The organism is Aeromonas enteropelogenes (assembly GCF_020097295.1).
Taxonomy (GTDB): domain Bacteria; phylum Pseudomonadota; class Gammaproteobacteria; order Enterobacterales; family Aeromonadaceae; genus Aeromonas; species Aeromonas enteropelogenes.
This window is the reverse complement of sequence record NZ_CP083625.1, coordinates 2,219,230-2,242,144: the sequence shown is the minus strand read 5'-3', so window position 1 is coordinate 2,242,144 and position 22,915 is coordinate 2,219,230. Positions and strand designations below refer to the sequence as shown.

Annotated in this window: 22 protein-coding genes; 6 read left to right on the top strand and 16 right to left on the bottom strand. The window is 61.3% G+C overall.

Features of this window, described 5'->3' with window-relative positions; translation table 11 throughout:
• Positions 1 to 86: 86 nt before the first annotated feature.
• The 4 genes from LA321_RS10595 to rpoE all read right to left on the bottom strand — a co-directional run bounded on the left by LA321_RS10595 (position 87) and on the right by rpoE (position 2,858).
• Positions 87 to 548, bottom strand: coding sequence for a SoxR reducing system RseC family protein (locus tag LA321_RS10595; RefSeq protein WP_042070207.1), 462 nt, complete (start codon positions 546 to 548; stop codon positions 87 to 89).
• 91 nt (positions 549 to 639) lie between these two features.
• Positions 640 to 1,620 carry a MucB/RseB C-terminal domain-containing protein gene (locus LA321_RS10590; RefSeq protein ID WP_042028305.1) on the bottom strand — a complete coding sequence of 327 codons (981 nt, stop codon included), beginning with the start codon at positions 1,618 to 1,620 and terminating at the stop codon, positions 640 to 642.
• Between the two features lie 24 nt (positions 1,621 to 1,644).
• Positions 1,645 to 2,253 (bottom strand): RseA family anti-sigma factor, encoded by a 609-nt coding sequence (locus LA321_RS10585; RefSeq protein ID WP_042028304.1) that lies wholly within the window; start codon positions 2,251 to 2,253, stop codon positions 1,645 to 1,647.
• A gap of 23 nt (positions 2,254 to 2,276) precedes the next feature.
• Positions 2,277 to 2,858, bottom strand: coding sequence for an RNA polymerase sigma factor RpoE (gene rpoE / locus LA321_RS10580; RefSeq protein WP_042028302.1), 582 nt, complete (start codon positions 2,856 to 2,858; stop codon positions 2,277 to 2,279).
• Between the two features lie 182 nt (positions 2,859 to 3,040).
• Here rpoE and nadB point away from each other — a divergent pair, with 182 nt between their 5' ends.
• Positions 3,041 to 4,648, top strand: coding sequence for an L-aspartate oxidase (gene nadB, locus LA321_RS10575; protein WP_042070082.1), 1,608 nt, complete (start codon positions 3,041 to 3,043; stop codon positions 4,646 to 4,648).
• A 130-nt stretch (positions 4,649 to 4,778) separates the two neighbouring features.
• On the opposite strand, the gene LA321_RS10570 is transcribed toward nadB, so the two are convergent.
• Positions 4,779 to 5,162 (bottom strand): protein YgfX, encoded by a 384-nt coding sequence (locus tag LA321_RS10570; RefSeq protein WP_042028299.1) that lies wholly within the window; start codon positions 5,160 to 5,162, stop codon positions 4,779 to 4,781.
• A 19-nt stretch (positions 5,163 to 5,181) separates the two neighbouring features.
• Positions 5,182 to 5,451 carry an FAD assembly factor SdhE gene (gene sdhE, locus LA321_RS10565; RefSeq protein ID WP_042028298.1) on the bottom strand — a complete coding sequence of 90 codons (270 nt, stop codon included), beginning with the start codon at positions 5,449 to 5,451 and terminating at the stop codon, positions 5,182 to 5,184.
• 111 nt (positions 5,452 to 5,562) lie between these two features.
• Between sdhE and ygfZ the strand changes: the two genes are divergently transcribed.
• Positions 5,563 to 6,471 carry a tRNA-modifying protein YgfZ gene (ygfZ, locus tag LA321_RS10560; RefSeq protein WP_042028297.1) on the top strand — a complete coding sequence of 303 codons (909 nt, stop codon included), beginning with the start codon at positions 5,563 to 5,565 and terminating at the stop codon, positions 6,469 to 6,471.
• Positions 6,472 to 6,484: 13 nt separating this feature from the next.
• Here the strand turns inward: ygfZ and LA321_RS10555 are convergent, their stop codons facing one another.
• Positions 6,485 to 7,366 (bottom strand): LysR family transcriptional regulator, encoded by an 882-nt coding sequence (locus LA321_RS10555; protein ID WP_042028296.1) that lies wholly within the window; start codon positions 7,364 to 7,366, stop codon positions 6,485 to 6,487.
• Between the two features lie 136 nt (positions 7,367 to 7,502).
• Here LA321_RS10555 and LA321_RS10550 point away from each other — a divergent pair, with 136 nt between their 5' ends.
• Positions 7,503 to 7,940, top strand: coding sequence for a PACE efflux transporter (locus LA321_RS10550; protein ID WP_042028295.1), 438 nt, complete (start codon positions 7,503 to 7,505; stop codon positions 7,938 to 7,940).
• Positions 7,941 to 8,030: 90 nt separating this feature from the next.
• On the opposite strand, the gene LA321_RS10545 is transcribed toward LA321_RS10550, so the two are convergent.
• Complete coding sequence (locus LA321_RS10545) at positions 8,031 to 8,387, bottom strand: hypothetical protein (RefSeq protein ID WP_026456213.1); 357 nt, start codon at positions 8,385 to 8,387, stop codon at positions 8,031 to 8,033.
• Positions 8,388 to 8,606: 219 nt separating this feature from the next.
• Here LA321_RS10545 and cutA point away from each other — a divergent pair, with 219 nt between their 5' ends.
• The 3 genes from cutA (at position 8,607) to LA321_RS10530 (ending at position 11,233) form a co-directional block, all read left to right on the top strand.
• Positions 8,607 to 8,924, top strand: coding sequence for a divalent-cation tolerance protein CutA (cutA, locus tag LA321_RS10540; RefSeq protein WP_042028294.1), 318 nt, complete (start codon positions 8,607 to 8,609; stop codon positions 8,922 to 8,924).
• Positions 8,921 to 10,690, top strand: a complete 1,770-nt coding sequence (locus LA321_RS10535) for a protein-disulfide reductase DsbD (protein WP_042028293.1) — start codon at positions 8,921 to 8,923, stop codon at positions 10,688 to 10,690. The genes cutA and LA321_RS10535 overlap by 4 nt, the downstream gene beginning before the upstream one ends.
• 129 nt (positions 10,691 to 10,819) lie before the next feature.
• Positions 10,820 to 11,233: a hypothetical protein gene (locus tag LA321_RS10530; protein ID WP_042070084.1), complete on the top strand. Its 414-nt coding sequence runs from the start codon at positions 10,820 to 10,822 to the stop codon at positions 11,231 to 11,233.
• A gap of 32 nt (positions 11,234 to 11,265) precedes the next feature.
• On the opposite strand, the gene LA321_RS10525 is transcribed toward LA321_RS10530, so the two are convergent.
• The 8 genes from LA321_RS10525 to putA all read right to left on the bottom strand — a co-directional run bounded on the left by LA321_RS10525 (position 11,266) and on the right by putA (position 22,678).
• Complete coding sequence (locus LA321_RS10525) at positions 11,266 to 12,570, bottom strand: NAD(P)/FAD-dependent oxidoreductase (protein WP_156140911.1); 1,305 nt, start codon at positions 12,568 to 12,570, stop codon at positions 11,266 to 11,268.
• A 159-nt stretch (positions 12,571 to 12,729) separates the two neighbouring features.
• The gene (fbaA, locus tag LA321_RS10520; RefSeq protein ID WP_042070087.1) at positions 12,730 to 13,809 is read right to left on the bottom strand and encodes a class II fructose-bisphosphate aldolase; all 1,080 of its coding nucleotides are present in this window, start codon (positions 13,807 to 13,809) and stop codon (positions 12,730 to 12,732) included.
• 115 nt (positions 13,810 to 13,924) lie between these two features.
• A complete protein-coding gene (locus LA321_RS10515; RefSeq protein ID WP_042070088.1) occupies positions 13,925 to 15,088 on the bottom strand; it encodes a phosphoglycerate kinase in 1,164 nt (387 codons plus the stop codon).
• Positions 15,089 to 15,150: 62 nt separating this feature from the next.
• The gene (gene epd, locus LA321_RS10510; RefSeq protein ID WP_042070089.1) at positions 15,151 to 16,161 is read right to left on the bottom strand and encodes an erythrose-4-phosphate dehydrogenase; all 1,011 of its coding nucleotides are present in this window, start codon (positions 16,159 to 16,161) and stop codon (positions 15,151 to 15,153) included.
• A gap of 58 nt (positions 16,162 to 16,219) precedes the next feature.
• Positions 16,220 to 17,149: an ROK family protein gene (locus LA321_RS10505; RefSeq protein WP_042070090.1), complete on the bottom strand. Its 930-nt coding sequence runs from the start codon at positions 17,147 to 17,149 to the stop codon at positions 16,220 to 16,222.
• A gap of 171 nt (positions 17,150 to 17,320) precedes the next feature.
• On the bottom strand, positions 17,321 to 18,388 hold the full coding sequence (gene hemE, locus LA321_RS10500; protein ID WP_026455918.1) for a uroporphyrinogen decarboxylase: 1,068 nt from the start codon (positions 18,386 to 18,388) through the stop codon (positions 17,321 to 17,323).
• A gap of 161 nt (positions 18,389 to 18,549) precedes the next feature.
• Positions 18,550 to 19,329, bottom strand: coding sequence for an NAD(+) diphosphatase (gene nudC / locus LA321_RS10495; RefSeq protein WP_042070092.1), 780 nt, complete (start codon positions 19,327 to 19,329; stop codon positions 18,550 to 18,552).
• A 184-nt stretch (positions 19,330 to 19,513) separates the two neighbouring features.
• Complete coding sequence (putA, locus tag LA321_RS10490) at positions 19,514 to 22,678, bottom strand: bifunctional proline dehydrogenase/L-glutamate gamma-semialdehyde dehydrogenase PutA (RefSeq protein WP_042070093.1); 3,165 nt, start codon at positions 22,676 to 22,678, stop codon at positions 19,514 to 19,516.
• Positions 22,679 to 22,915: the final 237 nt, after the last annotated feature.

The window sequence follows — 22,915 nt, the reverse complement described above, 5'->3', positions numbered from 1 at the left end:
TCGGTTATGGAGGCGCGATTTTACTGGATAACCCGGCTGACGGCCATTCTTTAGTCGCCAGCGCCCGTCAAATAGCGCCCATCGGGTCAAGAGAGATTGCGGACAGGAACCACCACTCCGATCATCCGGGGGCCATAGCGCCCCTGATCCAGGCGGTTGGAAAAGTAACGAACCAGTAAAAAGCCGAGTACTCCCCCCAATATGCTGGAGAGAATGGTGATCCCCTCTCCCCCGGCGAGCAGCGGCGCCAGCCAGAGCTGGCCCAGCAGAGCCCCCGCCAACAGGCAGAAGAGCGGCAGCACATAGACCAGTGCGGCCCCGCGCAGCAGGCTCTCTTGAGGAATTCCGAGCCGGATTTGCTGGCCGACCCGCACCTCGGCAGTCAGGCGCACCCGCAGACGCGGCGCCTTGAGGGGAAACGCCTTGGCAACCGTACCGGTGCCACAGTTGGATTGTTGCTGGCAACCGCTGCAGGCGGAGCGCCGTTCGCACTCCACCCAGGCATGGTCGCCCTCAATGGCCACAACCGTCGCCAGCTCTTCACTCATCTCGTTCACGGCAACACCTCGGGCTTGCAAAGCACGGGATCTGAACACGCTTTGCCAGGTTCAGCAAGCGCCCTTCCCCTCTGTGCCAGCGTCATTGTACCGCTTCGTTGCGAGCCAGGGGCTGGACCGACTCGGCGATCCGCTTGGCCGTCTCGGCAGGCACTTCCCCCACGACGGTGATCTCGACCCCCACCTCGTTGACATAGCTCACCAGCGAAGTGGCTCCCTGGCGGATCAGCTGCTGGCGCACCGCCTGCTTGGGATCGACCCGGGCCACATAGACGGAGAGGTCCACCAGGCCATCGGAGAGCATCATGTAGTCCACAGGCAGACTGGTGGTCACCAGCTGGTGTTTGTCGCGAGAGAGCACCTTGAAGCCATCCGGCAGCCAGGTGATCTGCCAGCTCAGCACTTGCTGCGGGGCAGGATAGGCATCTTCCAGCGCCAGCGCCTCCGGCAGCTTGCTCTTGGCCAGGGCAACCAGCCAGGGTGCCGGCTTGCTCTGCAGCTCCAGATCGACACCCAGCACCTGCTCGACCAGATTGCCTTCCCGCTCCACCATGTCGACCCGCAGCAACAGGTTGCTCTGCTCATCGATCCAGAGCACGAAGCCATACTTGTCTGCTTCTTTTGGCACCAGTCTGACGACCTGGGCCACCACACCAGCTACCCGGCTGCGACCGGCCAGCACGGCGTCATAGCTTTCCATCACCCGGGAAAGCGGCATCTTCACCAGGGTCGACCAGACGCCCGGGAAGCGTGCCCCCTTCAGGGTGTAGGGTTCATGACTGTTTTCAAAAAAGGTGAATTCATCCTGGCGCTGCAGATACTCGATGGCCTTGCCGTCGAGATAGCTGAGATGAGCGACCTCCTTGCCATCGATCACGGCATGACTGATGCGGATCGGCTCAAGGCGCCCCTGACGGGCTTTGACCATGGATAACTCGAAGTTTTGCTGCTGCACGGCACTCTGCATCTGCTGCAACAAGGCCTCGGCCGACTTATCGTCGGCCGAGGCCTTGGCACTGATCAGCAGGAGAGAGGCCAGCAAAATACGGCTGGACTGGCGCACGTTGTTGGTATCCCTGACGACTCGTTATTGTTGAATTTGCCTGTCTTGCAGCAGACGTTGCTGCAACTGGTGGTCACGCAGGAAGGCGTTGATCCGTTCCCGCTGCTCCTGCATCTGCTGCTCGGTCAACCCTTGCTGGCGATTGCGGTTACCCTCTTGCGGATAGTGCACGCTGACCGGGGCCGCGCTGCCACCGATAGGGATGGTATTGAGCACAGGGTTGGTCGGCACGCCGTCCTGTCCCTGATACTGCTGTACCCCGAAGATGACCGCCGCGGCGACCGATGCCGCAATGGCGTATTGGCCAAGTTGCTGGCCGATACGGCGGAACAGCGGCACCACATTGGAATCTGTCTTGGCTGGTTCCATTTCCGGTTGTGCCTGAGGCGCAACCGGTTTGGCCTCGACCGGCTTGGGTGCCAGTACGGTGGGCTCATCTTCCAGTGCGGCCATGATGCTGTCGCTGAGATCCAGCTGCAGATTGACCGGCAGGTCCCCCCGCATGGCATCGCCGATCAGGTGGTAACGACCCCAGGTATCTTGCAAGTCGGAGTCCAGCTCCAGCTCGTTCAGTACTTGTGCGTCACTCAGGTCACCATCCATCAGGGCAGAGATTTGCTCTTTATTTGCCATAAGTTAAACCCGTCTTTCCCCAGTTAGTTCTCGATCAGAGGTTGCAGCTTTTTGTCGATTGCTTCCCTCGCCCGGAAGATACGGGATCTGACCGTACCCACAGGGCAATCCATGATTTCGGCAATCTCTTCGTAGCTCAGCCCTTCCAGTTCACGAAGGGTGATCGCTGTCCTCAGGTCTTCCGGCAAGGCCTCTATGGCGGCAAACACGGTGCGCTTGATCTCGTCGGTCAGCGCCAGGTTTTCAGGGGTTGAGACCTCTTGCAAGGCTTCACCACCACCATAGGACTCTGCTTCGTCAGCCTCCACATCACTGCTGGGCGGCCTGCGCCCCTGGGAGGTCAGATAATTCTTCGCCGTGTTGACGGCAATTCGGTACAACCAGGTATAGAAAGCACTCTCACCACGGAATGTCGGCAAAGCCCGGTAGGCTTTGATAAAGGCCTCTTGCGCCACATCGGGCACATCTCCGGGATTGTTGACATACCTGGCCACCAGGTTGACCACCTTGTGCTGGTATTTTTTTACCAACAGGTTGAACGCTGCTTTGTCGCCACGCTGGACACGTTCAACCAGCTGTTCGTCCAGTAGATTCTGGTCGCTCATTGGAGCCGTAAAACCCCCATCAGGTTATCGTTTTTCTTTTCCGGCCCTTCCTAAGCGCACAAGTTCAGACAGGGAGAATCAGAGAAAGTTCGCTTGCATTGAAAAAAATGTGATGCAGGCTGCATACACGCCCCCGCTTGGGCTACCATGGTGCCAGTTCTTAATCCAGGCCAATGATACTTATGAAAGCAAGTGTTGAATACCTTTGCGACGTACTGATCATTGGCAGCGGTGCCGCCGGTCTGTCTCTCGCATTGCGATTGGCTGACCAGGCCAAAGTCCTGGTTCTGAGCAAGGGGCCCATCAGTGAGGGGGCCACTTTCTATGCGCAAGGAGGCATCGCTGCCGTGTTCGACGAGACCGACAGCATCGAATCCCACGTGAGCGACACGCTCAATGCCGGGGCAGGATTGTGCGACCCGGCCGCGGTCGAGTTCACCGCCCGCAACGCCCGCAACTCCATTCAGTGGCTGATCCAGCAGGGGGTCCCTTTCGATCAGGAAGAAGACTCCGAGGGCGAATCCCACTATCACCTGACCCGCGAAGGGGGCCACAGCCATCGCCGCATTTTCCACGCGGCCGATGCCACCGGCAAGGCAGTGCAACTGACCCTGATCGATCAGGTTCGCGCCCACCCCAACATCCAGTTGATGGAGCGCTTCAACGCGGTCGACCTCATCACCACCCGCAAGCTGGGTCTGCCGGGCAACCGGATCCTCGGCGCCTATGTCTGGAATCGCAACGCCGAGCAGGTCGAAGTTGTTCGCGCCCGCTTCGTGGCGCTGGCAACCGGTGGCGCCTCCAAGGTGTACCAGTACACCTCCAACCCGGACGTCAGCTCCGGGGACGGCATCGCCATGGCATGGCGCGCCGGCTGCCGGGTGGCCAATCTGGAGTTCAACCAGTTCCACCCTACCAGCCTGTTCCACCCCGACGATCCCAACTTCCTGCTGACCGAGGCCCTGCGCGGTGAAGGCGCCTATCTGCGCCGCCCAGACGGCAGCCGCTTCATGCCGGAATTTGACGAGCGCGCCGAGCTGGCACCGCGGGATATCGTCGCCCGTGCTATCGACCACGAGATGAAGCGCCTCGGTGCCGACTGCATGTATCTGGACATCAGCCACAAGCCGGCGGAGTTCATCATCAAGCACTTCCCGACCATCCATGAGCGCTGCCTCGCGGTCGGCATCGACATCACTAAAGAGCCCATGCCCATCGTGCCCGCGGCTCACTACACCTGTGGTGGCGTGATGATCGACAACAATGGCCAGACCGACATTCCCGGCCTCTATGCCATCGGCGAGGTGACCTACACCGGGCTGCACGGCGCCAACCGGATGGCCTCCAACTCCCTGCTGGAATGTGTGGTCTATGCCCACCAGGCGGGTGCCGACATCCTGGCCAAGCTGCCGACAAGCGTGGAGCCGCCTCACCTGCCCGCCTGGGACGAGAGCCAGGTGGAAGACTCCGACGAACTGGTGGTGATCCAGCACAACTGGCACGAGCTGCGGTTGATGATGTGGGACTATGTGGGGATAGTGCGTACCAACAAGCGTCTGGCCCGCGCCAAACGCCGCATCGACCTGCTCAAGCAGGAAGTGCAGGAGTACTATGCCCACTTCCGGGTCTCCAACAACCTGCTGGAGCTGCGCAACCTGCTGCAGGTGGCCGAGCTTATCGTCAACTGCGCCCTGCAACGCAAAGAGTCCCGCGGCCTGCACTACAACCTGGACTATCCGGACATGCTGTCGAACCCCAAGCCCACCGTACTGACCCCGGAGCGGGATTGATCCCGGCCAGGCAAATGCCCATCCGTGACCCCGCTTAAGGCGGGGTCACTCTTTTTTGGCAAAGTGACAAGCAGAAAGCAACATCATCACTGCCCCCCAACCTGACAATGAGGCTGCGAAAGCGCGGCATTCAACGTCCGGTATCTGACGACAGGAAATGGATAGCCCGGGCCAACAGGCGATAGTGTGCGGGGGGAAGCGAGTCGGAGCAGAGCCACAAAATGCGGGGAGCACCTTGCTCGGGCAGAAGGGAGAGCCTCAGCACCCCGGGCAAAGTGCGGCTCCCGGGGCCCAGCTGGTAGCGGGCACCTTGCCACGACAGCCAGCGGCCATCCCACTCCAGCATAAAGGCATCGCGGGGCAGTGCACGCCAGCCCAGCACCAGAGCGACCAGCCAGCAGGGAACAAACAGGGCCCAACGCCAACCATCGATCAGCATGGCCACAGGCCATAGCAACAACAGAAAGAGCGCCAGCAGCCAGATCCGCTGATGGCGAGAGGGGTGAACCGTCATGCTCACCCGCTCCACCGGCTCAGCCCTGGCGGTCGTGACGGGCCTGGTTGCGCTCCAGGATCATCGGGATCATGGCGGCAAAGGCCGGGTCTTCGGGGATACCATGACCCATGCACCACTTGAACAGGTCCGGGTCATCGCACTCCAGCAGGCGGATAAAGGTCTGCTGATCGGCCTCGCTCAGGGTGTCGAATTCGTGTTCAAAAAAGGGCATAAAGATCACATCCAGCTCAAGCATGCCACGACGGCAGGCCCACTTCAGGCGGGATTTTTCAACTGGGCTCAACATGGAACTCTCCTTACAAAGACCGTGGGATGGTACCAGCTGGATTTTCCGGCTGACAAACATTAGTTACGTCTTTACCATGCAGCTCACATACTTTCTCTCTGGAATACCATCGTGAGCCTGCAACCACCTGTTTTTCCTGCCGAGCCGACCCGCTTTGCCCTGACCAAGATCGCCATCACCCGCATCGCCGGCCAGGATCGCGTCAAATACCTGCAAGGTCAGGTCACCTGTGACGTCAATGCCCTGCAACCGGGACAAAATACCCTAGGTGGCCACTGCGATCCCAAGGGCAAGCTGTGGAGCAATTTCCGCCTGCTCTGTCTCGAAGAGAGCCTGCTGATGCTGACGACCCCCTCCGTGCTGGAGCGCCAGCTGCCGGAGCTGAAGAAATTCGCCGTTTTCTCCAAGGTGGAGATCGCCGCCGACGAGCGCCATGCCACCGGGATCGCCGGAACCGGCAGCGACGTCTGGATCGCCGATCACTTTGGCCTGGTCCAAAGCGGGCTGGTCAACGGCGGCATGGCGGTGAAGATTGAACAGGATCGCTGGCTGCTGGTGAGCGACCAGCAAGCCGATACCCTGCCGGCGGGCGACGAATCCCTCTGGTGGGGACTCGAGATCAAGGCGGGTCTGCCGCACATGGAAGCGGTGCATCAGGGGGAGTTCATCCCGCAGATGCTCAACCTGCAGGCCCTCGACGGCATCTGCTTTACCAAGGGTTGCTACATGGGTCAGGAGACGGTGGCGCGCGCCAAGTATCGCGGCGCCAACAACCGTGCCCTGTTCCTGCTGGCGGGCGTTGCCAGCGAGCCAGTGGCCAGTGGTGATACGCTGGAAATCCGGCTCGGTGACAACTGGCGTCGCAGCGGTATGGTGCTCAACGCCTGGCAACGGGATGGTCAGGTGTGGCTCACCGCCGTGCTGCCCAAAGACACCGAGACCGACGCCCTGTTCCGTCTCAAGCAGGATGAGAGCGCCAGCCTCACCCTGCAGCCCCTGCCCTACTCCCTCGTCGACTGACCCGCAATCCGGACTAACGAGGCACGCGCGCCAGCAGTGCCTCCTTCAGCCAGCGCCCCGCCTGCCCAAGCGGGCGGGCGCGGTGCCACTGCAGCTCCAGCACCAGTTCATGCCTGGCGATAAACTCAGGCGTTAGCACCACCACCTCCTTGCGTGCCAGGGGCCTATCCAGCAAGAACTCGGGCACCACGCCCCATCCCAGCCCGCGCTTGACCAGCTCCAGCACGCCGAGATCTCCCTCGACCCACCACACTTGGGAGGCAATGCGAAAGCGCTGACGTTCGGGGCCATCCCGCCGCCCGGTGGCAATCAGCTGGCGCGCCCCCTGCAGATCGACCTCTTGCACCAGCACCCTGTGCGCCAGCGGATGATCCGGCGAGACCACCAGCGGCATGGCCACTTCCCCCAGAGTACGGGTGACTATCTCCCGCTGGGGAACAGCCTGCTGGTAACTGATGCCAAGCTGGGCACGGCCGCTGACCAGCATGTCGGTCACATCCTCCATCAAGGGAAAGAGCAGCTCCAGCTCGACAGCCGGGTAACGGCGGGCAAACTCTTCCAGCAAGGCGCCCAGCCAGGGCAGATGGGAGTCATCGTCAATGGCCAGGGTCAGCCGTGACTCCACCCCCGCCGCCAGCTCGCCGGCGATCGCCTGCAGACGCTCACCCTGCGCCAACAGTATGCTCGCCTCCTGCACCATACGAACCCCGGCCACCGTCAGCCGGGGATAACGGCCGGTGCGGTCAAACAGGATCAACCCCAGATCGATCTCCAGATTGGCGATGGCAGTGCTCACCACCGACTGCGCCTTGCCCAGCTTGCGCGCCGCAGCCGAAAACGAGCCGGTCTCGGCGGCGGCCAGCAGTACATTGAGTTGTTCCAGTGACGGCCCCATCCCGGAATTCCTGTTTGCTTGTGATACTTGTCGACCAACCTATCTGATTTGCAGATAGATAGTAACGTGAATACATCAACTTTTATCGATAGATTGGCCCGATATTCGTGAATGAACCTGATTGAGAGAGTGATTTATGCGAACCCGTAACGATCGCCTGCGCCATGCCATCGGCTTTGAATTGATTGGCCTGCTGATTGCCGCCCCGTTGGCGAGCTGGGTCACCGGAGTCGGGCTCAACCACATGGGGCCACTGGCACTGTTCTTTTCGGTGCTCGCCACCGTCTGGAACTATGTCTACAACATCGGCGTCGACAAGCTGCTGATGAAGTATCAGGGCCATACCCACAAAAGCCTGTGGCAACGGATTGTGCATACCTTCGGTTTCGAGGGGGGGCTACTGACCGTCGCCCTGCCGGTGATGTCCTGGTGGCTGGACATCAGCCTGCTGGAGGCGCTGGTGCTGGATCTGGGTTTCGTAGCCTTCTATCTGGTCTACGCCTTCGCCTACAACTGGGGCTATGACAAGGTGTTCCCCATCCCCCAACCAGTGCTACAGAAGGCGCTGGGCTAAGCGGCAAGGCCTCCAAAAAAACAGGGCACCATCATGATCGCAATGATGGTGCCTGAGAGAACAAAAGCGGCTAGCGGGGGGAGAGAAACGTCAGGCCTGAGCCTTGAGCTCGGCACCCTCTTCATCGGTGGCATCAGCCTCTTCGGGTTGAGCCTGGGCTAATTGCAGGGCTTCCAGCTCGCTTTGGTATTCACCAAGCATCTGCTGGGCCACCGCCATATCCCCTTTGTGCTTGCGCTCGAACAGATGGTGCTGCACCACGCCATTGAGATAATCCACCGTGATGGGCTGCTCCAGGAAGCTCTGCAGCCCCTCTTTTTCCAGCTCGGCATTGATGTCATCGGCAGTGGTACGCAGCAGACCGGCGAGTTGAACCAACATGCGGCGCTCACCTTCGCGCAGCAGGCTCAACATGCGGTTTCTCTGCTGCTCATTCTGTTGGGTCATACATTTCCTTACGTCTAGTGGGAACAAGCTCGCTCATTCTGCCCTGTCCCCATGGCAGCGTCCATCTCATGACCCCCACAAATTTTCGGCGCAGGTTCACAAATGGCGACAGATGATATTCAGGGCGGCTCTGGGGTATAGTAGCCGCTGATTTTCGGGGCATTTCATTAACAAAAATGACCCCGCCGGTTTACCCCACCGAGGTGAAGATCCCCCTTTATGACTGACGCCATTGTGGTGCTCTGCACCTGCCCAGACCAACCCAGTGCCGACCTTGTCTGCGAACAGCTGCTGACCCGGCGACTGGCCGCCTGCATCAACCAGCTGCCGGGCGTGACCTCTGTCTATCGCTGGCAAGGCAAGGTGGAACGGACCACCGAGATCCAGCTCATCATCAAATCCCGGATACCGCTCTTTGCCGAGCTGCAGCAGTGCATCCTCACCCACCACCCCTACGAGGTGCCCGAGTTGCTGGCGCTGCCGGTCAGTGCGGGTCTACCCGCCTATCTCGACTGGCTGAAGGAGGAGACCCCATGAGTTGCACTCGCCTGCGCTATCTGCTGCCCGCCCTGTTTACCCTGCTGCTGAGCCTGTTGTTCACCCCCGTCCAGGCAAGCAGTGATCTGCTGGGGAGCCTGGGCATTCAGGCCAGTGCCAAGCCCGCCTTCCTGAAAGTCGACGAGGCATTCACCCTGGAGAGCGAGCAGCGGGGCAACCGGCTGCTGCTGCGACTTCGCATCGCCGATGATTACTATATTTATCGCCACAGCCTGCGCTTTCAGGGTAACGACCTCACCTTCAGCGAGCCCGTCCTGCCCGAGGGAACCGAACACGAGGACGATTTCTTCGGCAAGACCCGGGTCTATTACCAGGAGGTGGAGATCCCCGTCACCCTGACCGAGGTAGGGCCGCAAGCGAGCCTCAAAATCAGCTACCAGGGCTGCACCGTGGGGCTCTGCTACCCGCCGACTACCAAGGTGATCGAGGTGCAGTCGCTGATGGCCACGTCGGGTGATGACGAGGCGACGCCGACTGCACCGTCCAGCCAACAGGATAAACTGGCCGCCGCCCTCGGCAGCCAGGGCTTCTGGCTCAGCATCGCCGCCTTCTTTGCACTGGGGCTGGGGCTCGCCTTTACCCCCTGCGTCTTTCCCATGTACCCCATTCTGACCGGCATCATCGCCGGTGCCGGCCATCGCCTCTCCACCCGCCGCGCCTTCCTGCTCTCCTTCGTCTATGTGCAGGGGATGGCGCTCACCTACACCCTGCTCGGGCTGGTGGTGGCCTCGGCGGGGCTGCAATTCCAGGCGGCGCTGCAGCACCCCTATGTGCTGATCGGCCTCTCGGTGATGTTCGTACTGCTGGCACTCTCCATGTTCGGGCTCTACACCCTGCAGCTGCCGAGCAGTTTGCAGACGCGCCTCTCCGGCTTCTCCAACCGCCAGCAGGGCGGTTCGGTGGCCGGGGTCGCCATCATGGGGATGATCTCGGGACTGGTCTGCTCCCCCTGTACCACGGCACCGCTCTCCGGTGCCCTGATTTACGTGGCCCAGAGCGGCGATCTCTGGCTCGGCGGCGCGGCGCTTTACGCCCTGTCGCTGGGGATGGGGCTGCCCCTGCTGCTGCTCGGCACCTCGGGCGGCAAGCTGCTGCCCAAGGCCGGCGCCTGGATGGATGTGATCAAGCAACTCTTTGGTTTTGCTCTGCTGGCGGTGCCCATCCTGCTGCTGTCACGGCTCTGGAGCGATCAGGCTACCACCCTGGCCTGGCTCGGCTGGGGGTTGGCGCTGTGCGCCTACCTCTATCACCACAACCAGCATCAGCCCCACTCCATCGGCAAGAGCCTGCGCGGTTTTGTGCTGCTGTTGGCGATGATCAGTGCCGTAGTGGTGGGCAAGGATCTGCTACTGCCCGCCCCCGGTGTCCAGACCGGTGCCGAGGCTCAAGCGCCGCAGTTTATTCGCATCAAGACCCAGGATGATCTCAAGACCCAACTCACCGCCGCCCGCGGCAAACCGGTGCTGCTCGACCTTTATGCCGACTGGTGCGTCGCCTGCAAGGAGTTCGAGCACAAGACCTTCAGCGATCCTGCGGTGCGCGAGCGCTTTGCCGACATGGTGCTGTTGCAGGCGGACGTCACTGCCAATGACGACACCGATGTCGAGCTGCTCAACGGCCTCAATGTGCTGGGCTTGCCCACCCTGATATTCTTCGATCGCGCCGGCAACGAACTCACGGGGCAAAGAGTCACCGGCTTTATGGGCCCGGCCGAGTTTCTGGCTCAGCTCGACAAGCTGCCATAGATGGGAATTGGCCTGGCGCACCGCTGGGCCATCCCCACTGTTACTCGCTGATTTTTCTGGCAATCCCTTGTATATGAGCGACAGCGTGGCAAAATTTGCCCTCCATTGTTTCGCCCGTCCGGAGTTTTGATGAAAAAGTGGTTCATCCCCCTGCTGGCCCTCTGGCTCTATGGCTGCAGCGCAGGCCCCGGTGAAGAGGTGATCCGCCAGCAGGTCAGTGACAAGCTGATGGCGGAGACGGACGCCAGCCTGTTCGAGATCAGCAACTTCGCCGTCCTGGACAAGGAGGAACGCATGGAAGGCGTCTATCTGGTCAAGGTCAGCTACCAGCTCCACTTCAAGCAGGGGCTGGCTCAACTGCAGGTGCTGCACGACGAGGATCTGGTCTACGACAAGGTCGGTCCCTTCCAGCAGGAGATGGGACTGATGGGGCTCGAACGCAAATATGGCGACTTCGAGGCTGGCCAGGTGCTGCCCCAGCAAGCCGAGGTGTGGATGATGAAGACGGAGCAGGGCTGGCGGCTGGCCGAGCCCGTCCACTAATCCCGCTCAGGATCATGCCCGCCCCGCCTGCGCTATAGCAAATCCTTCATCCGGTGCCACAGCATGCCGAGCGCCAGCAGCGGGGAGCTCAGTGCAGGGCCACCGGGGAAGGTGATATGGGGCACGCTGGCAAACAGATCGAAGCCCCGGCTCTCGCCGCGGATCGCCTCCGCCAGCAGCTTGCCCGCCATGTGGGTGGCATTGACCCCATGCCCCGAATAAGCCTGGGCGTAGAAGACATTGGGATGCTGCTTGAGGCGGCCGATTTGCGGCAAGCGGTTGGCGCCTATGCCTATCATCCCCCCCCACTGGAATTCAATGGCGGTGCCGGCCAGTTCGGGGAATACCCGCAGCAGCTTGGGCAGCATAAAGGCTTTTATATCGCGAGGATCACGGCCGGAATAGTTGCAGGCACCGCCAAACAGCAGGCGGCCGTCGGCGGAGAGGCGGTAGTAGTCGAGTGCCACATTCTGATCACACACCGCCATGTTCTGCGGTAGCAAGCGCTGACGCAGCCGCTTCTCCAGCACCTCGGTGGCGAGGATGTAGGAACCTGCCGGCAGCACCTTGCCCCCGAGTTCAGGATTGAGTTCGTTGAGATAGGCGTTGCACCCTATCACCAGATAGTCGCTGCTCACCCGGCCGTGAGCGGTGGTGATCTCCACCCGCTTGCCGTAGTCGATATGGGTTACCCTGGATTGCTCGAACAGGGCGACGCCCAGACTTTGGGCGGCGCGCGCCTCGCCAAGGGCTAGGTTGAGGGGGTGAAGGTGGCCGGAGCCCATGTCGATGAGGCCGCCGATGTAGCGATCCGAGCCCACGACCGTGTGGATCTCCTCGCGTGGCACCAGCCTCACCTCATGCTCGTAGCCCAGGCTCGCCAGATGTTCGAGCTCTTCCTCGAAACCGGCCAGATGGCGCTGACGGGTAGCAAGATCGCAATAGCCCCAGGTGAGATCGCAGTCGATGGCAAAACGCGCAACTCGCTCGCGCACCAGTTGCACCGCCTCCAATCCCATCAGATCCAGCTCACGCACGCCTTCTTCGCCAATCCAGCGGGCAAACTGGCTGGTGTCGTGGCCGATGCCACGAATGAGTTGGCCGCCGTTGCGCCCGGACGCGCCCCAGCCGATGCGGTTGGCCTCCAGCAGTATCACCTTGTAGCCGGCATCGGCCAGGTTGATGGCGGTGTTGAGGCCGGTAAAGCCACCGCCAATGACACAGACATCCGCCTGATGTTCACCGGCCAGCTCGGGCCACTCCTGCGAATCGTTGCGAGTCGCGGCGTAATAGGAGGCCGCGTGTTCCTGATGTGCGTTGTGCTTTCCTGCCTGCATGCTCAGCATCCTGCCTTGGTTGCAAATTGTTTAATAAAATAAGCAGATTTGTTTCGATAATACCCAGCTCACTCACTGCAAACCAGTCGCACCGGATCACAGAAATGCAAAAGGCGCCCCGAAGGGCGCCTTTTCATGCAATCAAGGTACGGTAACGAATTACAGTACGTCGATGGCGTTCAGGTCGGAGAAAGCCTGTTCCAGACGCTTGATCATGGAAGTCTGACCGGCACGCAGCCATACGCGCGGATCGTAGAACTTCTTGTTCGGCTTGTCGGCACCTTCCGGGTTACCCAGCTGACCTTGCAGGTAGGCTTCGTTGGTCTTGTAGAAGTCCAGAATGCCTTCCCAGGTCGCCCACTGGGTGTCGGTGTCGATGTTCATCTTCACGACGCCGTAGGAGATGGATTCGCGGATCTCTTCCAGAGTGGAACCGGAACCACCGTGGAATACGAAGTCCAGGGACTTGGCCGGAATACCGAACTTCTCGGAAACGTACTTCTGGGACGCATCCAGGATGGACGGGGTCAGCTTGACGTTACCCGGCTTGTAGACACCGTGTACGTTGCCGAAGGAGGCAGCGATGGTGAAACGCGGGCTGATCTTGGACAGACGCTCGTAGGCGTAGGCCACGTCTTCCGGCTGGGTGTACAGAGCGGACTGATCCATGTGGCTGTTGTCGACGCCGTCTTCTTCGCCACCGGTGCAACCCAGTTCCAGCTCCAGAGTCATGTTCATCTTGGCCATGCGGGTCAGGTACTCGCAGCAGATGTCGATGTTCTCTTCCAGAGACTCTTCGGACAGATCCAGCATGTGGGAGGAGAACAGCGGCTTGCCGGTTTCAGCGAAGTGCTTCTCGCCCGCTTCCAGCAGACCGTCGATCCACGGCAGCAGCTTCTTGGCAGCGTGGTCGGTGTGCAGGATCACAGGTACACCGTAAGCTTCGGCAACGGCGTGAACGTGCTTGGCACCGGAGATGGCACCGATGATGGCAGCCTTCTGACCTTCCAGCTTCAGACCCTTACCAGCGGTGAATGCTGCACCACCGTTGGAGAACTGAACGATAACCGGCGCTTTCACCTTGGCGGCAGCTTCCAGCACGGCGTTCACGGAGTCGGTACCAACACAGTTGACGGCCGGTAGAGCGAAGCCGTTCTCTTTAGCGATGGCGAACACTTTCTGAACGTCATCACCAGTGATCACGCCGGGTTTTACGAAGTCGAAAATTTTCTTAGACATGTTTAATCGTCCTGTCTCGTATGCCGTTAATAAAAAATGGGGGGTTCATCATGAACCGGCACAGCGGGCACATGATAAACGAAACGGGAGGCTTTTGCCCCCCGTCTCGGGTCAATTAGGCTTTGGCGCGCTCTTCCAGAATCGCGACAGCAGGCAGTACCTTGCCTTCTACGAACTCCAAGAAGGCGCCACCGCCGGTGGAGATGTAGGAGACCTTGTCGGCGATGCCGAACTTGTCGATGGCAGCCAGGGTGTCACCACCGCCAGCGATGGAGAAGGCCGGGGATTCGGCGATGGCCTTGGCGATCACTTCGGTACCCTTGGCGAACTGGTCGAACTCGAACACGCCGACCGGGCCGTTCCACAGGATGGTCTTGGCGTTCATGATGATGTCGGCCAGGGCCTTGGCGGAATCCGGACCGATGTCGAAGATCATGTCGTCGTCGGCAACGTCAGCGACGGACTTGGTGGTGGCCGGAGTGGACTCGGAGAACTCTTTACCCACAACCACGTCGGTGGTGGCCGGGATGGAGGTTTCGGCAGCCAGCTTCTTGGCGGTGTCGATCAAATCGTGCTCGCACAGGGACTTGCCGACGTTGTGACCAGCAGCGGCGATGAAGGTGTTGGCGATGCCACCACCGACCACCAGCTGGTCAGCGATTTTGGAGAGGGATTCCAGTACGGTCAGCTTGGTAGAGACCTTGGAGCCGCCAACGATGGCAACCATGGGGCGCTCGGGCTTCAGCATGGCCTTGCCCAGGGCTTCCAGTTCACCGGCCAGCAGGGGGCCGGCACAGGCGATCGGGGCAAACTGGGCCACACCGTAGGTGGAACCTTCGGCGCGGTGAGCAGTACCGAATGCATCCATTACGAAGACGTCACACAGAGCGGCATACTTCTTGGCCAGCTCTTCGGCGTTCTTCTTCTCGCCCTTGTTGAAGCGGCAGTTTTCCAGCACAACCAGCTCACCGGCAGCGACTTCCACGCCATCCAGGTAATCCTTGGCCAGGCGAACCGGGCAGGACAGAGCGTCTTTCAGATAGTTGACAACCGGCAGCAGAGAGAACTCTTCGTTGTACTCGCCTTCGGTCGGACGACCCAGGTGGGAGGTGATCATCAGCTTGGCGCCCTTTTCCAGAGCCAGCTTGATGGTCGGCAGGGTAGCTTTGATCCGTGCATCGGAGGTAACCTTGCCGTCTTTTACCGGCACGTTCAGGTCAGCACGGATCAGAACGCGTTTGCCCGCCAGATCCAGGTCAGTCATCTTGATAACAGACATATTCAGTCCTCTATATTTTTCCAGGTAATGTTAAAAACAGTAACCTTTCGTCCGGGGCAGGCTCAGCCTGCAACCATCATGGCCCGGGTAGTATCCAGCATCCGATTCGCGAAGCCCCATTCGTTATCGCACCACATCAACATCTTGACGAGGTTGGCATCGCTCACCCGGGTCTGGGTACCATCAATGATGCAGGAGTGTGCATCATGATTAAAGTCTACGGAGACCAGCGGCTCTTCCGTGTAATCCAGAATACCTTGTAATGTACCTCTGGATGCCCGTTGCAGGGCTTGATTTACGTCACTAACTGTCACTTTTTTACGAACAGTAATACTCAGATCCATCGCTGTTACATTGATGGTCGGTACCCGTACCGCGATCGCCTCGAACTTGCCGGCGAAGTGGGGCAGGATACGCTCCAACCCCTTGGCTAGCTTGGTATCCACCGGGATGATGGACTGGCTGGCGGCGCGAGTTCGGCGCAAGTCGCCATGGTAGGCATCGATGACTTGCTGGTCATGCATGGCCGAATGAATTGTCGTAATAGTACCACAATTTATTTCGAATTCTCGATGCAATGTTTCGATGACGGGGACCACGCAGTTGGTGGTACAGGAGGCGTTCGAGACGATCCGTTCCCGTCCCGTCAGCACCTGGTGATTGACCCCGTAGACGATGGTGGCATCCACATCCGCATCGGCCGGATGGGAGAAGAGTACCTTGCCCGCCCCCGCCGCCAGATGCAGCTCGGCATCGGCGCGCGAGCCGAACACCCCGGTGCAATCCAGCACCACGTCCACCCCCAGCGCCCGCCACGGCAATCTGGACGGGTCTTTCTCGGCAAACAGGGAGATGAGGTCTTCGCCTACCTGCATGCTGTTGCCGGCCAGTTGCACCGGATAACGGAAGCGACCGTGGCTTGTGTCAAAGCGGGTCAGGTGCACCATGGCCTCCGGCGCCGCCAGTTCGTTGATGGCGACGATCTTGATGGTCTTGTCGCGCCCGCTTTCATAGAGGGCCCGCAACACGTTGCGACCGATCCGTCCGTAACCATTGATGGCAATCTTGATCATCTGGGATGCATTCCTTACCAGCAAAAAGGGGTGGCCTCAGGGCCACCCGACACCCGGCTCACGACAGCAGGGCATCCTTGAATTCACCGCGGGCCAGCAAGGCCGCGCCAAACACCCCGGCGCTGTCGCCAAGGACTGGTGCAATAATGGGGGCCCGGAAGCGGGGATTAAAGAGGAAGGGCAAAATAGTCTCCCGCCCGGCGCGATAGAGGCTCTGCACATTGCCCACCCCGCCACCGATGACGATGGCGTCCGGATCCAGGATGTTGACCACGTTGGCCAGCGCCTGGCCAAACAGCAGGTGCAGCCGGTCGATGGTGAGCTTGGCCACATGATCGTGGGTGCTAGCTGCCGCAATCTGGGCGAGCGAGAGGCGGCGCTTGGCCTTGGCTTCGTACCAGGCCTCCAGCGCCGGGCCGCTGATCAGGGTCTCGACGCAGCCACGCTTGCCGCAGTAGCACTCGGGGCCATCGGGTGAGAGCACGTTGTGGCCCCACTCACCGGCGATGCCGTGGTGGCCGTTGAGGATGCGGCCATTGATGACAATGCCCGAACCCACGCCGGTGCCCATGATGATACCGAACACCACTTTCGCATCCGGATGATGCTGGCGCACCGCCCCGAGATGGGTTTCCGCCAGGGCGAAGCAGTTGGCATCGTTGGCGATGAGTACGGGTACACCGAGCCTGCGCTCCAGATCTTCCTTGAACGGCTTGTCGTTGAGCTCGGTCGTATTGCAGTTCTTCATCAGGCCGGTTTGCGGATCCCGCGCTCCCGGGGTGCCCATGCCGATGATGGCCGGGCGCTGGCCGAGTTTGGCGGCGCACTCCTCTACCAGTTTGGCGATCTGGCCGATCATGTGGTCATAACCGCCCTGGCGCTCGGTGGGGATACGATGGCGCAGCAACACCTCGTCCCCCTCCAGCACCACACACTCGCACTTGGTACCGCCCAGATCGATACCCCAATCCAATACTCGCTTGCTCATCCAGCCTCCAGCCATGACCAGGGAAATCTGTCCGGAAAACGAGACTCATGCCCGCTCCCATCGTCGTTCCCACAAGGGATGCAGTGTAACCCGAGCGGCAACCGGGATGCAGCCCCGCCACCAACGAAACGGGGCCCCAAGGCCCCGTCGTCACGATAAAACGCGCCGGTATCAGCGCTTGTGGTATTGAGCCGAGAGCTCGTGTACCGCATTGACGAACACGCCGGCATGCTCCGGGTTCACGTCCTGATGGATGCCGTGACCCAGGTTGAAGACGTGGCCATTGCCATGACCGAACCCGGCCAGGATGGAGGCGACCTCTTCGCGGATGCGCTCGGGAGAGGCGTAGAGCATGGAAGGGTCCATGTTGCCCTGCAGCGCCACCTTGTCGCCGACCCGGCGCTTGGCGTCCGCGATGTCGGTGGTCCAGTCCAGCCCCAGCGCATCACAACCGGTGGCGGCGATCTGCTCCAGCCACTGGCCGCCGTTCTTGGTGAACAGGGTGACCGGCACGCGGCGACCGTCGTGCTCACGGATCAGACCGTCGACGATCTTGTGCATGTACTGCAGGGAGAAGTCGCGGTAATCGCGCGGGGTAAGCACGCCGCCCCAGGTGTCGAACACCATGACCGCCTGGGCACCCGCCTTGATCTGGGCGTTCAGATAGGCGATCACGCTGTCGGCCAGCTTGTCGAGCAGCAGATGCAGGGTCTGCGGCTCTGCGTACATCATCTGCTTGATCTTGGTGAATGCCTTGGAGCTGCCCCCCTCCACCATGTAGGTAGCCAGGGTCCAGGGGCTGCCGGAGAAGCCGATCAGCGGCACTTCGCCCTTGAGCTCGCGGCGGATGGTGCGCACCGCGTTCATCACGTAGCCAAGCTCGTCTTCCGGATCCGGCACCGGCAGTGCCTGCACGTCGGCCATGGATGTTATCGGGCGCTCGAAGCGCGGGCCTTCCCCCTGCTCGAAGTAGAGACCCAGCCCCATGGCGTCGGGCACGGTGAGAATGTCGGAGAAGAGGATGGCAGCATCGAGCGGATAGCGGCGCAGCGGCTGCAGGGTGACTTCACAGGCCAGCTCGGCGTTGCGGCACAGGGACATAAAATCCCCCGCCTGGGCGCGGGTCGCCTTGTATTCCGGCAGATAACGGCCAGCCTGGCGCATCATCCATACCGGGGTCATGTCCACTTCCTGGCGCAGCAGGGCACGCAGGTAACGATCGTTCTTCAGCTCTTTCATCCCAGTTCCTGAATTCATATCACGCATAAAATGGCGGCCATGATACCACTTTGCCCGCCGGAACGGACTGCCCAATGGGTGGCAAATCCAGGGCCGGTTGCAAAGATGTGAAGGGACGCAAACAAGCGTCCCTTTTTACAACGGGGGGATAACGACTCGCCTCAGGCCTCGCCCGCCAGGCAAAGCTCGATAAGTCGCCGCGCTATGGTACCGTGGGGAGGCAGCCTTGGCAGACGGTCAGCTTCGAAGAAGTCGGCGGCCACCAGCTCCTCGTCCTGTATCCGGATCTCGCCGCTCTCGTAGTCGGCGGTGAAGCCCATCATCAGGCTGTGGGGGAAGGGCCAGGGCTGGTTGGCCACGTAGCGCACGTTGCGTACCCGGATGCCGCTCTCCTCGAACACCTCGCGCGCCACACACTGCTCAAGGTTCTCCCCCGCCTCCACAAAGCCCGCCAGCACCGTATACATGGGATCCTCGACCTGATGGTGACGGCGATGGGCGGCCAGCAGGATGGCCGGCCCCTTGCGCACCGCCACTATGATGCAGGGGGAGATGCGCGGATAGACGATGTGGCCATGGCGGCACCCTTGCGCCCACTCCCCTGCCTTGGGCGCCATGGGGGCGCCGCACTCGCCGCAGAAGCGATGGGTGCGGCGAAACGTGGCGAGCTGCCAGGCACGCCCGGCGAGGCGAAAGCCCTCTTCATCCCCGGCCACCATCAGCTGGCGCAGGGGGGTCATAAGAGACGTCTCGGCCTCCTCCCCCAGATCCAGCAGATAGCAGGGCAGGCCCTCCCACTCGTCGAAACGCTCAAATGACTTGGTGTGCAAAAACGCGGGCAGCTGGCTCAACGCCCCCTGCGGAATATGGCCCTGCTCGTCGAGCAGCACCAGGTGATCGCCCCCCAGTACGAACCAGCGGGCCTGTTCGGTCAATGACATAAGCATCCAGGCTTTGTGTAGTAAAGGTGCGCTCGGCACCGGTCGAGGCTCTCATCTTACGGCCAGCGCGAAAAGATGACGACCCCCATGCCGCTAGCGCGGCTCGCCGATACGAGCCACCCCAAAATAACAAGGTCGCCCGCAGGCGACCTTGTTATTTCGTGTTCACCAGAAAGACTCGATATCAGGCATCCCCCATTGCCAGCAGGGAGGCGTTGCCCCCCACCGCCGTGGTGTTGATGGTACGGGTCTTCTCGGTGACGAAGCGGCTCAGATAGTGGGGGCCGCCCGCCTTGGGGCCGGTGCCGGAGAGGCCCTGGCCACCGAACGGCTGCACTCCGACCATGGCGCCGATCTGGTTGCGGTTGATGTAGACGTTGCCCACGTTGATGCGGCTCGCCAGCTCTTCTGCGTGGGATTCGTTGCGGCTGTGAATGCCCAGCGTCAGGCCGTAGCCGGTGCCGTTGATGTCGCTGATCACCTGCTCCAGATCCCGGGCGACATAGCGCACCACGTGCAGGATGGGGCCGAACTGCTCGCGCTCCAGCTCCTTGATGGAGCGGATCTCGAGCGCGGTCGGCTGGACGAAGTGTCCCTCCTGGGTCGCCTTCGGCATGGGGGCCTGGGCGATCTGGCGGCTTTTCGGGATCATCCTGGCCAGGTGCAGATCCAGCCCCGCCTTGGCCTCGGCGTCAATGACCGGGCCCACGTCGGTGTTGTGCTCGGCCGGGTTGCCGACCTTGAGCTCCTGCATGGCGCCGGTGAGGATCTCCAGCACCCGATCGGCGATCTCCTCTTGCAGGAACAGCACCCGCAGGGCGGAACAACGCTGGCCGGCGCTCTGGAAAGCGGCGCTCACCACATCGCGCACCACCTGCTCCGGCAGGGCGGTGGAGTCGACAATCATGGCGTTCTGGCCGCCGGTCTCGGCAATCAGCGGCAGGATGGCGCCGTCACGATTGGCCAGGGTCTGGTTGATGAGCTTGGCGGTCTCGGTGGAACCGGTGAAGCAGACGCCGCCGATGCGGGGATCCGCTGTCAGCTTGGCGCCCACTGTGGCACCGTCGCCCGGCAGCAGCTGCAGCACGTCACCCGGGATGCCGGCCTGGTGCGCCAGAGTCACCGCCAGATGGGCGATGAGGCCGGTCTGCTCAGCCGGTTTGGCGATGACGGTGTTGCCGGTGGCCAGCGCCGCCGCGACTTGCCCCAGGAAGATGGCCAGCGGGAAGTTCCACGGGCTGATGCAGACAAACACACCGCGCCCTTGCAGGAACAGCTCGTTCTGCTCGCCGGTGTAGCCGGGCAGCAGGGTCGCCTGACCCATCATGCTGCGAGCCTGCACCGCGTAGTAGCGACAGAAATCCACCGCCTCGCGCACCTCGTCGATGCCGTCCTGCAGCAGCTTGCCCGCCTCACGGGTACAGAGCGAAATAAACTGGTTGCGGTTCGCTTCCAGCAGATCCGCCAGTTTCTCAAGGGCGGCGGCACGCTCGCTCACCGAGGTCTCGCGCCAGCGCGGGAAGGCGGCATGGGCAGAGGCCAGCGCCTGCTCCACCGCCTGCTCGTCGGCCCAGTGGATCTTGCCGACGGTCAGGCTCACGTCCTGCGGGCTCACCACAACACGGGCGTCATTGCGCTTGAGGGTCTCGCCATCGACGATGGGGCCGGCCAGCCACTGCTTGCTCTCCAGCTCCTTGAGCCCGGCGAAGAAGGGGCGCTGGATGGAGACGATGTTCATGTTCACGCCACTGGAGTTCTTGCGATCGCTAAACAGGTTCACCGGCTGCGGGATGCGGTCGTTGGCAAAGCTCGAGTAGCGCTTGAGGGTGCGCAGCGGGTGCTCGGCCAGACTGTCCACCGGGGTGTTGGGATCCACCAGCTTGTGCACAAACGAAGTGTTGGCGCCGTTTTCCAGCAGACGGCGCACCAGGTAGGGCAGCAGATCCTTGTGGGCGCCGACCGGTGCATAAATGCGGCAGTGCAGGCCCGGGTTGTCATTGAGCACGGCGTTGTGCAGCTCCTCCCCCATGCCGTGCAGGCGCTGGAATTCGAACTGGCGATCGCCGGCCATCTCCAGAATGCTGACCACGGTATTGGCGTTGTGGGTGGCAAACTGGGGCGCGATGAAGCCGCGGGTCGGCTCGCTCAGCAGGTAGCGGGCACAGGCGAGGTAGGAGATGTCGGTACCGGCCTTGCGGGTAAACAGCGGATAACCGGGCAAGCCCGCCTGCTGGGCATATTTCAGCTCGCTGTCCCAATAGGCCCCCTTCACCAGACGTACCGGAATGATATCCCCCTGCTCGCGGGCCAGGGCGGTGAGCCAGCACAAGACCGGCAGGGCACGCTTGGAGTAGGCCTGCACCACCATGCCGAGCTTGCCCCAGCCGCGGTTGGCCTCGGAGCGATAGAGCTGCTCGAACAGATCCAGGGAGAGCTCGAGGCGGTCCATCTCCTCGGCGTCGATGCTGATGGCCACGTCCTTGTCGCGGGCCAGACGCACCAGCCCCACCAGCCGCTCGCACATCTCGCCGAGCACCCGCTCGCGGTTCGCCACGTCATAGCGCGGATGCAGCGCCGAGAGCTTGATGGAGATGGAGGGAGCCGGGCCGCCGTCGCTGATCCGCTCGCCGCCCACCGCTTCGATGGCGTTGTGGTAGTCGGCCAGGTACTTGTCGGCGTCCTGCATGGTCAGCGCCGATTCACCCAGCATGTCGTAGGTGTGGGTGTAACCCAGCTCGCGGGACTTGCGGCTCGCCTTGAGGGCTTCCTTCATATCGCGGCCCAGCACGAACTGCTTGCCCATGATCTTCATGGCGGCGTACATGGCAGAGCGCACCACGGGTTCGCCCAGCTTGTTGACCATGCGCCCCAGCAGATTGGCAGGATTGCCGTCGAGCTTCTTGTCGAGCTTGATGATCTTGCCGGTCAGCATCAGGCCCCAGGTCGAGGCGTTGACCAGGGTGGAGTCGCTCTTGCGAAAATGAGAGGACCAGTTGGCGCCGGAGAGCTTGTCCTTGATCAGGGCGTCGGCGGTCTGGGCATCGGGGATGCGCAGCAGCGCCTCTGCCAGACACATCAGGATGATCCCCTCCTGAGTATCCAGGCTGTACTCCTGCAGGAAGGCGTCGATACCGTCGCCGGAACCGCTCTCCTTGCGCACCTTGGTCACCAGGGTGCGGGCCCGCTGGGTCACCTGTTCCAGCGAGGCGCCATCTCCCGGCAGCATGGCGGCAAGCTCTGCCAGATAGGCATTTTCATCCACCACATAGTTCTGGGTGATGGCTTCGCGCAGGGCGGCCAGATCGGAGGGAATATAGTCAGCTGCAAGCACTTGAGTCGCTTTGAACATATGGGGTCTTCCTGTACGCCCTAGGGCTGATATCGACGAAGGCGGCCGTGCCGCCGAAACGCCGATAATGTATACAATATTGCACCCTATATGAAATAAATTTGTTGCCTTGTTTTAACAAAAATCGCTGACATGGGAGTTTTATGGCTATCTCAGGGTGAAAATGCCCTTTTCAGGCCAGCTTCACATCTTGTTTTGTATACAATTTCGCTCTCCCTTTATGCCCCCTCCGGCCCT